Origin of the sequence: Geomonas oryzisoli, assembly GCF_018986915.1 — a bacterium.
GTDB classification, from domain to species: domain Bacteria; phylum Desulfobacterota; class Desulfuromonadia; order Geobacterales; family Geobacteraceae; genus Geomonas; species Geomonas oryzisoli.
In genome coordinates, this window is sequence record NZ_CP076723.1 from 1,252,015 (window position 1) to 1,264,712 (window position 12,698).

The 12,698-nt window shown below is 57.3% G+C and carries 14 protein-coding genes and 1 other RNA gene; 10 read left to right on the forward strand and 5 right to left on the reverse strand.

Annotation, left to right across the window (positions count from 1 at the left end; all coding sequences use genetic code 11):
* Positions 1-135: 135 nt before the first annotated feature.
* Both KP004_RS05605 and KP004_RS05610 read right to left on the reverse strand, forming a co-directional pair.
* Complete coding sequence (locus KP004_RS05605) at positions 136-807, reverse strand: hypothetical protein (RefSeq protein WP_216801384.1); 672 nt, start codon at positions 805-807, stop codon at positions 136-138.
* Positions 800-1,387 carry a hypothetical protein gene (locus KP004_RS05610; protein WP_216801385.1) on the reverse strand — a complete coding sequence of 196 codons (588 nt, stop codon included), beginning with the start codon at positions 1,385-1,387 and terminating at the stop codon, positions 800-802. The genes KP004_RS05605 and KP004_RS05610 overlap by 8 nt, the downstream gene beginning before the upstream one ends.
* A gap of 326 nt (positions 1,388-1,713) precedes the next feature.
* Between KP004_RS05610 and KP004_RS05615 the strand changes: the two genes are divergently transcribed.
* The gene (locus KP004_RS05615; protein ID WP_216801386.1) at positions 1,714-1,995 is read left to right on the forward strand and encodes a helix-turn-helix transcriptional regulator; all 282 of its coding nucleotides are present in this window, start codon (positions 1,714-1,716) and stop codon (positions 1,993-1,995) included.
* Between the two features lie 93 nt (positions 1,996-2,088).
* Here KP004_RS05615 and KP004_RS05620 read toward each other — a convergent pair whose 3' ends face one another.
* From KP004_RS05620 to smpB, 3 genes are all read right to left on the reverse strand, one after another.
* Positions 2,089-3,306 carry a tyrosine-type recombinase/integrase gene (locus KP004_RS05620; RefSeq protein WP_216801387.1) on the reverse strand — a complete coding sequence of 406 codons (1,218 nt, stop codon included), beginning with the start codon at positions 3,304-3,306 and terminating at the stop codon, positions 2,089-2,091.
* A gap of 173 nt (positions 3,307-3,479) precedes the next feature.
* Positions 3,480-3,831: a transfer-messenger RNA gene (gene ssrA / locus KP004_RS05625) on the reverse strand.
* Positions 3,832-4,172: 341 nt separating this feature from the next.
* Entirely contained in the window at positions 4,173-4,646 is a 474-nt protein-coding gene (smpB, locus tag KP004_RS05630; RefSeq protein WP_216802404.1) for an SsrA-binding protein SmpB, read from the reverse strand.
* A gap of 180 nt (positions 4,647-4,826) precedes the next feature.
* Here smpB and KP004_RS05635 point away from each other — a divergent pair, with 180 nt between their 5' ends.
* The 9 genes from KP004_RS05635 to KP004_RS05675 all read left to right on the forward strand — a co-directional run bounded on the left by KP004_RS05635 (position 4,827) and on the right by KP004_RS05675 (position 12,696).
* Complete coding sequence (locus tag KP004_RS05635; RefSeq protein ID WP_216801388.1) at positions 4,827-5,744, forward strand: DMT family transporter; 918 nt, start codon at positions 4,827-4,829, stop codon at positions 5,742-5,744.
* Between the two features lie 91 nt (positions 5,745-5,835).
* Positions 5,836-7,173, forward strand: coding sequence for a chloride channel protein (locus KP004_RS05640; RefSeq protein WP_216801389.1), 1,338 nt, complete (start codon positions 5,836-5,838; stop codon positions 7,171-7,173).
* 230 nt (positions 7,174-7,403) lie between these two features.
* Positions 7,404-7,817 (forward strand): nucleotidyltransferase substrate binding protein, encoded by a 414-nt coding sequence (locus tag KP004_RS05645; protein WP_216801390.1) that lies wholly within the window; start codon positions 7,404-7,406, stop codon positions 7,815-7,817.
* A gap of 3 nt (positions 7,818-7,820) precedes the next feature.
* Entirely contained in the window at positions 7,821-8,132 is a 312-nt protein-coding gene (locus KP004_RS05650; protein WP_239026957.1) for a nucleotidyltransferase domain-containing protein, read from the forward strand.
* Between the two features lie 37 nt (positions 8,133-8,169).
* Positions 8,170-8,604 carry a hypothetical protein gene (locus KP004_RS05655; protein WP_216801391.1) on the forward strand — a complete coding sequence of 145 codons (435 nt, stop codon included), beginning with the start codon at positions 8,170-8,172 and terminating at the stop codon, positions 8,602-8,604.
* Between the two features lie 425 nt (positions 8,605-9,029).
* A complete protein-coding gene (locus KP004_RS05660; RefSeq protein ID WP_239026958.1) occupies positions 9,030-9,350 on the forward strand; it encodes a hypothetical protein in 321 nt (106 codons plus the stop codon).
* 44 nt (positions 9,351-9,394) lie between these two features.
* Entirely contained in the window at positions 9,395-11,371 is a 1,977-nt protein-coding gene (locus tag KP004_RS05665) for a WD40/YVTN/BNR-like repeat-containing protein (protein ID WP_496197164.1), read from the forward strand.
* 66 nt (positions 11,372-11,437) lie between these two features.
* A complete protein-coding gene (locus KP004_RS05670) occupies positions 11,438-12,304 on the forward strand; it encodes a PGN_0703 family putative restriction endonuclease (protein ID WP_216801394.1) in 867 nt (288 codons plus the stop codon).
* Complete coding sequence (locus tag KP004_RS05675; protein WP_216801395.1) at positions 12,304-12,696, forward strand: hypothetical protein; 393 nt, start codon at positions 12,304-12,306, stop codon at positions 12,694-12,696. The genes KP004_RS05670 and KP004_RS05675 overlap by 1 nt, the downstream gene beginning before the upstream one ends.
* The last annotated feature ends 2 nt before the right edge of the window (positions 12,697-12,698 follow it).

Consider the following 12,698-nt stretch of genomic DNA (forward strand, 5'->3'; position numbering starts at 1 on the left):
AGCCGGCGCTGACCCGCCGGCAGCTTCAGGCGGTCCCGGCCCGTTCTCCGGGGTACGGCTCCGCTCGCGCTGCACCGTCCCCCTCCGAACCGACCCTTGTTGAGGCGGGGAGCGCCCCGCACCGACTCCGCTTTTTTACTGTTCCAAAAGCTTCCGGGCCAGCGCGTGCAGTTCCGCGTTGGCAAGGGCCAGCACCTTCTTTTTGACCGACCGGGAGTAGTACTCCTGCTCCGTTTTGGTCATGGGAAGCCCCTCCAGTTTCCGCCTGAAGAGGTCTGTCTGTTTAGGCGAGAATACTTGGGAGAGCGCGAATGCGAGGGAGAATTCGTCGTACCTTTCCTTCCTGCGCCGGGTGCGTTCCGCATTCTGTTCCACGTACAGTTCGAAATTTTTCTTCAGGCGCTCCGGCGAAAATTCCGCTCCCTCCCAGGTGACCGGCTGGCCCGATTCGAGGTCTTTGCGCCACGCTTTAACCTGCTCTTTCTCTTTCGGGGGCAGTTCCTTTTTGTACTTCGCGGCCCACGTGAACTCCAGGTGGTAAAGCGCGTAGAGGGAGAGCGACAGGAGGCAGAGCCGGTTCAGATTGTGGCGGTCCCGCTCTTCCGGCAGGCGCTGCCGGACCTTTTCGAAGCTGAAGCGGTAGTCTTCGGAGGCATTCGCCAAAAGCACCGGGAACAGTTCCCAGAGCCGTCCGTCGCCGTTTTTCACCACCTCGGCCACCGTTTCGTTCACGTCCAGCGCCTCGTCCGGCTCGAACATCGGCAGGCCGAGCCTGGACAGGCTTTTCATCAGTTCCCGGTTATCCATGAAGTCCCTTTTCCCTGAGCAGATCCACGAAATGCTCGATGTGCGGTCTAAGCCTTGCCTCGGAGATGTCGTACAGGATCATCTCCTGAAAATGCGCCACCAAATGGTCGACGTCGATCTCCGAGATCTTCGCTTCGGCAAGCATCAGGCAGTCGTCGAAGTCCACCCTGGTGCCCCGCATCAGCTTGCTGCAGATGAGGTCGTAGTAGTTGAGGATGCCGAGGTACAGGTGCGAATACTCGCGCAGGAGGTAATGCCTTCCTTCCTCCAGCGGCGAGGCGAGGAGCCCCGTGGTGTGGATGTTCGTTCCCGGGAAGAGGTCGAACTGGAAGATCTCTCCCTGGCGCTGCCACCCCGATTGGGTTACCCTCTGGTACCCCATCTGCTCCAGGTTCCGGGTGAGGTAGGCGTGCTCCTTCAAGACTGGCACCACGAAGTCGACGTCCTTGGTCGAGGCCTTGATGTCTAAAAGCGTGAGGGCGGTGCCGCCGCAGGCGATCAGGTGCACCCGGCGCTTCAGGCGCCGGTTCCACTCTTCCAGAACCTCAAAGAGCTGCTCTTTTCCGAGTCGATATTCCATATTGTATCCTTTGATACAAAATCTTGTACACATCAATACAAGATAATGTACATATTAATACAAATAATTTACATGTTCAACCATTTGGTTTCCAGCGTGGTCACTTCTGTTGCAGGTGCACCGAAATCTTACCCCGGTTTTGAGGATGCGGAGCGCTTTTCCTCATCATTTGGAGCACGGGCGGGAATACTGTGGTTAAATGTTTCCAAGCTTTGTGTTGGCCCCTCTGCGCCAGGTACTGCCTGACCGGCAGAACCGGCCGATTGGCGCCGACATGAGTTGACCGGTAGGACCTAACGTACAGAGAAGCGACAGGGAGGTTGCACATGAACGACACGAACGTGCTGCCCGGCGACGGGTACGTGAGGCTGCCCCAGATCATCGGGCAAAGGGAAGTTACCAGCGAACAGGCGGCGGCGAACAGGAAATCAGGCAGAGGACCGAAGACGCCGAGGCCCGCAATCACCCCGCTTTTCCCGGTGAGTCGGGCGGGATGGTATGCCGGGATCAAGAAGGGGATTTATCCGCCGCCGGTCAAACTCTCGGATCGGGTTTCCGCCTGGACGGTCCAGTCGATCCGGGCTCTGCTTGAGAAAGGCTCATCATAAGAAGGCGGCACAAGTGGCGCGTATCGGAAGCAGTGCAGTGATGGCAAAGAAGGCCCCTTGTCTTCCGGCAAGGGGCCTCTTGTAATCTCTGTCCTAGGCCTCTCTTTTGAACGGAAGCACCTTCGCTCCCGCCTTAAGGCCGTCTAGGTAATCCGCCCAGGTCTGCATCATTTTGCGCCGCTCGGCTAGGTGGGCCGTGCGGTTGTAGGCGCGACCGTTGGGGTCGCGCAGCGCGTGGGCCAGTTGCTGCTCGATGTAATCCGCCCGGATCTGCAGCACCTCGTCCAGGATGGTCCGCGCCATGGCCCTGAAGCCGTGGCCGGTCATCACGTCCCCGTCATACCCCATTCTTCTCAGGGCGGCGTTGACGGTGTTCTCGGACATACAGCGGTCGAAGGATCTCCCGGAGGGGAACAGGTAGCGGCTGGTGCCGGAGTAAGGCTGCAGTTCCTTCAGGATGTCCAGCGCCTGGGTGGCGAGCGGGACGATGTGGGGTGCCTTGGTCTTCATGCGCTGCGCCGGGATGTTCCACTGTTCCGCTTCAAAATCGATCTCGGACCATTCCGCCTGTCTCAACTCGCCGGGGCGCACGAAGACGAGCGGCGCGAGTCGCAGGGCGCACCTCACCACGAAACCGCCCTGGTAGGCGTCGAGGTCGCGCAATAGCGGTGCCACTTCCTTGGGTTCGGTGATGGCGGCATGGTTGCGCCCCTTGGCCGGGGGGATGGCCCCTTTAAGGTCGGCGGCGACGTCGCGCTTCGCCCTCCCCGTGGCGATGGCGTACCGAAACACTTGGCCGCAGATCGTCTTGACCCGGTGCGTCGTTTCCAGGGCACCCCGCGCCTCGATCCGGCGCAGCACCGCCAGGAGTTCCGGTGCCTCGATCTCCCCGATGGGGGTTCCACCGAGCCAGGGAAATACGTTTTGTTCCAGGCGGGCCAGGATGGTCTGCGCGTGCCCCTCGGTCCAGGTCGGCTTGAACCGCTCCCACCACTCCCGGGCCACGATCTCGAAGCTGTTCGCCGCCCGCTGTTCCCGGGCAGACTTCTGCGCCCGGCGGGCCGCTCCGGGATCAACGCCGTTCCGCAACTCCTTGCGCGCCGCCCGCATCAGGTCGCGCGCCTCGGCGAGCGGTACCTGCGGGTAGGTCCCGAGGGCCAGCACCTTTTCCTTCCCTTCGAAGCGGTATTTGAGCCGCCAGTATTTCCCGCCGCCGGGATTGATCAGGAGGTACATCCCCTCGCTGTCCGAAAGCTTGATCGGCTTCGCTCCCGGCTTGGTATTTCGTATCTTTACGTCCGTCAGTGCCACGGCAACCTCCACGTGGGGGTATCAGATTTGTTTTGGGGGTACATTTCGCTTCTTGTACCCCCAAATACCCCCGCTGTCAATGGTTACCACCATACTACACTGGACGCTGATAAAAGAAAAAGCCCTGATTTCTCAGGGCTTTTTCTTTATTTGGATCTTTTAAGACCCCCTAATGGTGGAGGTGGCGGGAATCGAACCCGCGTCCGAGAATCGTACACATAAGGCGTCTACATGCTTGTACCTGTTTTTAAGTTTAGCCCCTCAAGGCTCCACAGGGCGGGATACTTGAGTCGCGATTCCGCTTGATTTCGCCGCAGGGCCACGGACTCTCCCTGAAACTATCCCACTGAATGACGTTCTATCCTTCCACGTGGGAGATGGTAGGTAGAACGTTAGCAGGTTATTAAGCTGCTAAAGCGTATTCGTAGTTGTCGGCGCTTAATGCGTCCCGGATTGTTTAACGAGCCACCCGGACCTCGGCATGCAACCTTAGCTTCTTACCCCCGTCGAAACCTTTACACCCCCTTAAAATCTGAAAAAACGTTCAACGTTCAACGTTCCATGTTAACTGCGATCATCTGCTAAAGGTTCAAACTTTACGTCTGTTTTAGCAGCCTTACCGTGCTGTCACGCTGCCGGTGCCATTCAGGGGCGAGCTCCATCGAACGTTGAACGTCGAACGTTGAACGGCCGTTTACCGGCTTTGCCGTGCTGTCACGTTGCCAGTGCCATTCAGGTCGAGCTCCATCGAACGTTGAACGGCGAACGTTGAACGGCCGTTTACCGGCCTTGCCGTGCTGTCACGCTGCCCGTGCCATTCAGGGTCGAGCTCCATCGAACGTTGAACGTTGAACGTTGAACGGCCGTTAATCCCTGTCCCTTGAGCCGCGGTTTCTTTCCTTCATGGCGACCACGACATCGCGCTGCATGTCCTTCGCCTTCATGACTTCGCGCTTGTCGTAGTTCTTCTTCCCCTTGGCGAGTCCCAGCTCGGTCTTGACCTTGCCGTCCTTGAAGTACACCCGAAGCGGGATCAGCGTGTAACCCTGCTCCCTGATCTTGGAGAAGAGCTTCACGATTTCCTTCTTGTGCAACAACAGCTTCCTCATCCGGTCGGGATCGTGATTCTCTCGATTGCCGAAATCGTACGGGTTGATGTGGAAGTTGTGCAGGAAGGCTTCGCCGTTCTTCACCATGGCGAAAGAGTCGTTCAGGTTGGCCTTGCCGTTGCGCAGGGACTTTACCTCGGTCCCCTGCAGCACCATGCCCGCCTCGTAACGCTCCTCGATGAAGTAGTCGTGAAAGGCCTTCTTGTTGTTGCAGATCAGCTTCTCGCCCATAACGATCCATAGTAACAGAATCGCCTGCAAAAGGACAGGGGGAAAAACATAAGGATCTTTTGCCAGCGATTCCAGACGGGCAAGCTGTCCTTCCGGTCCTCTTGACTTTCGGGGGAAAAGCAGGGACACTAGCCGGCCGCGATGACGTCGCGCGGCACCATATATTAAATAAGGAACAGCATGCAGTCCAAAACCATCAAGTCCGATCTTCTCCTTCTTCTGATCGCCGCCATCTGGGGCGGCGGTTTCGTCGCGCAGCGCAAGGGACTCGATTTTCTCGGCCCGTTTTCCTACAACGGTGTCCGCTTCGCGCTCGGGAGCCTTTCCCTGCTCCCCCTGGTGTATCTGAATCGGCGCCGGCAGGGGCCTTATCACGGCAGCCTGCCGCAAGCAGGGAACCGCGCGCTGCTGTACGGCGGCCTGATGGCCGGGGGCGCGCTCTTCATGGGTGCTTCGCTGCAGCAGGTCGGCATCGCCTACACCACGGCGGGGAACGCCGGTTTCATCACGGGACTTTACGTCGTCCTCGTGCCGCTTCTGGGCATGTTCTGGGGACAGCGCCCCCGCATCGGCACCTGCCTCGGCGCCGTGTTGGCCGCCGTCGGCCTTTTCTTTTTGAGCGTCACCGACCGGTTCACCATCGGCATCGGCGACCTGTTGGAACTGATCGGCGCCGTATTCTGGGCGGGACACGTGCTCCTGATCGGCTGGCTCTCCCCGCGCCTGGACCCCTTCAAGCTTTCCGCGCTGCAGTTCGCCGTCTGCTCGGTGTTAAGCCTGATCACCGCGTTCGTCTTCGAGTCCATGACCCTTGCCGCGGTCTTTGCCGCCTGGCGTCCCATTCTCTACGGCGGCCTTATCTCCGTGGGCTTTGCCTACACCATGCAGGTGGTGGCGCAGCGCGACGCCCATCCCGCGCACACCGCGGTGATTTTGAGCGCGGAAGGCGTCTTCGCCGCCATCTGGGGATGGTTCTTCCTCGGTGAAGTGCTGGGAGCCCGGGGACTCCTGGGCTGCACCCTCATGCTCGCCGGCATCCTCTGCTCCGAGCTCTGCAACCTGGTCATCCAACTGCGGAGCAGCGCCAAGGCGGTGTGAAACCGGTGTCGCACAAGTTGCACGAAGCCGTGACGGCTGGTATCGTGGGATGGCCCGCCGCTTTTAATCCTGCAATGAGAAGGTTTTTACGATGAACGAAGAAGAACAAAATGGGGGAGGGGAGCAAGAACCCCTCGATACATCGAAAGGCTACCAGCGCTACCTCAGGAAGCTGCGCGAGAAAAGCTACATGCAGGTCACGATCTGGACGGCGGCACTTCTTGTCGGATGCGCCGCCGTTCTCTTCGCACGTCTCATCTCCGCTTGCCAGGCCGTGTTCTTCGGACTGTTTCACGCCCATTCCTATCTCATGACCGCGGCCACACCGCTGCTTTTCGTCGCCGCAACCTTGATCGTTCAAAGATTCGGCCCCGAAGCTCGAGGCAGCGGTATTCCCCAGGTGCTCGAAGCGATAGACAGGGCCCACGGCAATAAGCACGAGCCACCGTGGCATAGCCCCCTGGTCTCGCTACGCACCGCAGTGGTAAAGGTGATATCGAGTTGCGTAGGCATAATCGCCGGCGCTTCCATCGGGCGCGAGGGCCCCACCGTCCAGATTTCAGCCTCGGTCTTTGCCTTTTTCGGGCGGATGACACGAAAGGTCCTTCCCCAGGTCGATTTTCAAACCTTCCTGACCGCAGGTGCCGCGGCGGGCGTCGCGGCGGCGTTCAACGCCCCCCTCGCCGGGATTGCTTTTGCGCTGGAGGAAGTGACCGAGGGGGCATTCGGGCGTTTCAGGGAAATGGTGATGCTCGCCGTCATCCTTTCCGGTATCGCGGCGATGGCCTTAGCCGGCAACTACCTCTACTTCGGTCATCCCGCCGTCACGCTTACGCCGAACCTGCTGGTCCCTGAAACGCTTATTTTCGGCGTCGTCGGCGGGATCATGGGGGGTGCATTCGCCCGGCTGCTTGCCTTTCCGGAACTGTTCGGCCTCCCTCCTCAGCCGTGGAAGAGAGCGCTCTACTGCGGCATCGTCTGCGCTGCCATCGGCCTGTTGACCGACGGAGCCTCTGCCGGATCGGGGTACGAAGTCACCCGCAGTTTCCTCGAGAGTTCCTCCATCGAACAGTGGCCGGCGGGACTGGGGATAGCGAAGTTCGCGACCACCGTCCTTTCCTACCTTTCCGGGATGGCCGGCGGCATTTTTTCTCCCTGTCTTTCCATCGGGGCCGGCTTCGGCTTCACCGTCGCCAAACTACTGCACCTGCAGAATTTCAAGGTGTGCGGGCTCCTCGGCATGGTCGGCTTCTTTTCCGGCGCCATCCAGGCGCCCTTGACCGCGGTGATCATCATCATGGAGATGACCGACGAGCACACCCTCATTATTCCCTTCCTGCTGGCGGCATATCTTTCCCGGAGAATCGGGAAGGTTTTCATGCCGGTTCCGCTGTACCGCTTCCTTGCCAGTAAAAATCAGAAGGGGTAACCGCCGGTTGCCCCAATGTTTCATTGCTGCTCGCACGAGCGGCTCTACCACTTCTACCTTCCCCACCACCATTCCGCTTTACGCAAAACACAGTGAAGTCCTCGCGTTTTCCCGTGACATAAGTGGTTGCTCGTGAATTAGAAATCTGATAGATTTCGGTGCAACTCACGCTGCAGAAATAGGAAATTTTCGCAGACGTGACTTCAGGTAAGCTTTTCATGAGGGACGAAATGGAGACTTCAGACATTCGCTGGCAGCAGCGCCTTGCCAACTACAAAAAGGCCTTGTCTCAGCTGACAAAATTCATTGCCAAAGGAGAACTCAACGAGCTTGAGGAACAAGGTCTTATCAAGGCTTTCGAGTATACCTATGAATTGGCTTGGAACGTAATTAAGGATTTTCTCGCCAGCAGGGGGAGCAACTCTATTTACGGTTCGAGGGATGCGATCAGGGAAGCCTTCAGTACCGGCCTCATCATTGACGGCGATGGGTGGATGGAAATGTACGCCGACCGTAACAAGACCTCCCATACCTACAATGAGGAGACTGCAGACGAGATCATGCGTAACATCCTTGCGCGGTACTATCCGCTGTTTGTCGCACTAAGAGAAAAAATGGAGTCTCTGGTTGAGGAGGGGCGTTAAGCGGTGCTGGCTGACTCCGGGCTGAAAGAGGCCACTATTGAAAAGATCCGTTCCGTCTTCTCCCGATATCCCGAGATAGAAGAAGTGATACTGTATGGTTCCCGAGCAATGGGAAGGCACAGAAACGGTTCAGATATTGACCTGACGATGGTGGGGGAGGGGGTGACTCACGCCCTGCAACTTAAGATCGAAAACGAGCTCGATGATCTGCTTTTACCGTACAAGATAGACCTTTCCGTGCTGACCGGTATAGATAACGCCGAACTACTCGCCCATATTCAGCGGGTCGGCATGGTCTTCTACCGCAGGGCCTGATTCCAAATGCCGTGACTTTCCTTGAGCCCACATCACTATGAGCCCTGCCTTTCATCGTTACATCGGCATCGACTATTCCGGTGCTCACCACCTCGCCCAAGCTAAAGCCGTGAAGACACCGGTTGACCACGCCTTTGGCATGCTGAAAGACGTGGTTCAAGGGGACAGGACGAAGTGGAGTATCGTGTACGACATCAACAACCTGAAAGCCTTTTACCGTACCGCAACCAATGCGAAGACACGGGTGGTTGATCTGAAGGATACGGATTTTTCTTGCACCGCGCCGGTCCAGATGGTCGATATCGATGCCGGCAGCGGGAATGTAAGCAAGAGCTTTCAAGCTTATACGCAGCAGGCGAACCGCAAGCTCCTGGGAGACGCTTTCGGCAAAACCGACTTTCTCAAAACCATTCCCACCCAGACTATTGATGCCATAGCTGCATATCCGGACTCTTTTAAATGTGAGCAGTAGAAGTCAACGTTTCCCGCCTCGTCCCCCTCGTGCGCCAGCCGCCGAGGGGGAACCTGTCCCGTCTTTTACGATCCCGTCTTACTACACTCAAACGTCCCCCCTCACTCTGTCACATAAGTGGTTGCTCGTGGATTAGAAATCTGATAGATTTCCCCATGGTTAAATATTTCTGTTTAAAGCACATAAAGTAGACGAACTAGATGCAACCGGACAGGTCATCTGACAGTAAGCGGCCACAAAAGAGAGCGGAAAGAGCTCCCCGAGGCCTCGCTAACAGCACGATGATCTCGCCTTGGCCCCAGAGGTAGTGATAAATGGGAAAGCTTTCGCAGTTTCTGTCGACCGTCTTCAGCGGTAGCCCAACGTCCAGCGATGTGAACAGTGAGCGGTTGAAGTCATTGCCGAATCACTATTCGCAGTTCGACATGGCTTTGGCCTGGGAGATCAAGCAGGCGGGAATGGAAGCGGTCGTGGAGGGAGTGGGGAAGAATCTCCGCTACGCCTTCATGGAAGGGATCGAGATCTGGATCGCAGCAGTCGATGCCGCAGGCAAAACAACAGCCCGCAATGTCTGCTTCGTCATCCCGCGCCAGGTGAAACAGGACGAGATCTTTCCCTTCAGCGTCAAGCTTCCGATTGCCGTGGAACCAGGCATGCTGCTGAAGTTCACCTACAAGTACAACGGCTCCGACGGCGGTGACGGTGGCGTGGACTGGATGCAGAGTTTTGAGTGGGGTGTGTCCTGACTTTTGGGGTGGGATGGTTATTGGGTGGCAGAGGGCGCAATTGAATGAGGCGGGGGGGAAGTTTGAGTCGTTACATTTATGTGGTGGTGGTCTTGTGTTGTGCCCTGACTGTGGCTCTCTCCGGGTGCGGCGGGGGCGGGGGAGGAACCCCGTCGGTAACGCTGGGTACTACCACCTGGCAGCAGGTGAACGGGCCTGAGGGGGGAGCCGTAAATGCTCTAGCCGTGGACCCCTCTTCACATCTCACTGTTTATGCAGCCACCAACAACGGCGGGGTGTTCAGGTCCACCAATGGTGGCGCCTCCTGGACCAGAGTGAACACCGGGTTGCCAGAGTTGCAGGTATACTGCATCGCCATTGATCCGACCGACAGTCGGACGGTCTATGCCGGCACCTCTGCCGGGCTCTATAAGTCCACCAACGCGGCCTCGTCGTGGTTCGCAGCTAATTCCGGCCTGTCACAGTACACTTTCCCAGGATCGATCGTTTCCATTGCCATCGACAGCGCCGATCGCCGCAACGTCTTCGTCGGTAGCGGCAGCGGTATCTACAAGTCCTCGAATGCCGGTGCGAGCTGGAGTTGCGTATATAGCGGCCTTTCCTTTCCGGCTTTGACAGTCGATCCCACCAACAGTCAGGTTATCTATGCGGGGACAGCCAACTTATATGGATCCGAGTCAGGTGCAACTGCAGCCGATATCGGGGTCTTGAAGTCGAGCGACGGCGGCCTCACCTGGCAGACCGTGAAGATTGCCACGGGATACGTTCGGTCAATAGTGATCGACGCCCGCAACAACAGCGTCGTTTACGCCTGCACCGGTGGAGGGGTCTTCAAATCCACTGACGGTGGCGGTACCTGGGGAAGCGTGTCCGGAGCAGTTGTTTTGGCCGCGGCATTCAGCAACAACGGCCAGACCCTGTACGCTGCCACTGGCGACAAACTCACCAGCTCCACCGACGGCGGTGTTCACTGGAATGTCCTCGGGACACCCCTTGCTGGAGTGGAGACGCGCGCGCTTGCTGTCGATCCCGCCGACAGCCAGACGATGTATGTGGGGACCAGCGCCGGCGTTTTCAAATCCATCGATGGCGGAGTATCGTGGACCGCCGCCAATACCGGCTTTGCTGCCGCCGTCATCAAGGCGGCAGTCATTTCCGGGGCTGCCGGCACGCAGCGCATTTTTGTCGGGACATGGGACGGCGTATTCAGTTCAACCGACGGCGGAGGGTCGTGGAGCTTGGCTAACGGTGGACAGACAGGCTCTGTAAACAACCTTGCACTTGATCCGCGCAATGCGCAGACCTTGTATGCAGGGATACTTTTCGGGGGAGTCTTCAAGTCCGTCGATGGCGGCGACTCGTGGAGCGCCGCTAACGACGGACTGGGCATCACTTATCCAGGTATCCCCACCACCTATTATCCCAACACCGCGTCTTTGGCCGTTGATCCGGCAGATGGGGCGATATATGTGGGATCGAGTAATGGCGTCTTCAAATCCTCCGACGGTGGCGGTTCCTGGGCGACAGCCGGAGGCCTGACTGGTTATGTTTATGCCCTCGCCGTCGATCCTGCACACAGCGGTGTTGTATATGCGGGCTCCTACGACGGGGTGTTCAAGTCGACCGATGGTGGCGCCACTTGGGTCGCTAAGAACTCAGGCATGCCGTTTTCCAAGATGGTCTATTCCCTGGCGATAGATCCCGCCAACACGCAATGCGTTTATGCCGGAGGTTACGGCGGAGTGTACGCCTCCACCGACGGAGGGGACTCTTGGACCTTCAAAGGTCCCAGTTCCATGGTATATCCCGTGACTTCGCTAGCGATAGATCCCGACATGCATGCCATCTATGCAGGTACACGCGGCGCTCTCTACAAAACCTTGAATCGAGGCAGTTCTTGGAGTTTGGTGAATATTCCGGCCACTCACACCGGGGACTTCACGTCCATCGCCATTAACGGATCGACTCTTGTTGCCGTGACTGACGGCGGAGCGGTTTTTAAGGGGAGTACGGTTTGGTAAAAGGGCAGAGGGACGTCCCCCTAACACACTTTAGCCCGTGTAACCTTTAACCCGGAGATAGATTCAATGAAACTAGGCAATCAGTACCATTTGGACGACCCATTCAAGGCGGCAGCACGACTGCATCAATCGCGATACCGGGCAGAAGTGCTAAAGGTGGCAGATGACGAATATGGTAACCGGTTGAATGAGCATGATGCCCGGGAACTGCTGAACTATTATGCCCATTTAAACTCGCGTGAGGTTCTTCGGAGAAAATATCCAGGCTATTCCAAAAAGCGAGATGCGGACATGCTGCGAAGCGAGCATATCCCCTTCAACATGCTGGCTCCGCTCGATTGTGACCGGTTGGCAGCGGCCGGTATTATCTTCGATGCGTTTGGAATAGCATGTGACACTGTGTCGAACATTCACATCGAGTTCGCTCCGGATAAATCGGTTCGCCCCTATCTGGGTGACGGGACCGCATTTGATGCATACCTTGAAGTGATGAAGCCAGGTGGGGCGAAGTGTGGGATCGGCATCGAGGTCAAGTATACCGAACAGTCGTATCGGATCGGGATAACTGAGAAGGTCAATGTCGAGAACAAAGATTCTCTTTACTGGGAGACTGCGCGTTGGTCAGGTGAATTCATTGATCCCGACGATGACATCTTCGGGACCGATGAACTGCGCCAGATATGGAGAACCCATTTACTTGGCCTGTCCATGGTGAAGCATGGCGATCTTGACGAGTTCTATTCCATCACGCTGTTTCCCGACGGCAATGAGCATTTTCACAACGCGCTGGGTAAGTACAGATCCCTGCTGAGCACAAACGGGAGGGAGCACGTCTTTGGTTGCACGTTTGAAAAATTCATCTCCTCGATACATGGCAATGCGGAGTTTGATGCCTGGAAGTTGTGGCTTGAGCGCAGATATCTGGTCAAATAATGATCTCGGTACCGAAGGGGTATAGGTGCCCTCTATGTCCTGAGCATCAGGATGATGAGGACGATTTTTGTTGGAGTGATCTGTTACAGGCTCCCGTCTGCCATTCGTGCACCTACGAAATCGTCAACGGATTCGAGGGATGGAGTGAGGCGCCGACACCTGATCAATACAACCATACCGAAAGCATCACGCGGATCATGGAACTTACCGGACTCACCTTTCAGCAGGCCAAGTTCAAATTTATGAGGCGCCATGTCAGCGATTGGGCAGGCACTGTCCCCGAAGAAATGCAAGCAGCCGACCTGTCACTTTTGACGGACGATCAATTGAAGGAATGGAACGCCATACTTGATGCAGCAATGCTTCAGCTGCGGAGCCAGGCCGATCCTTAGCA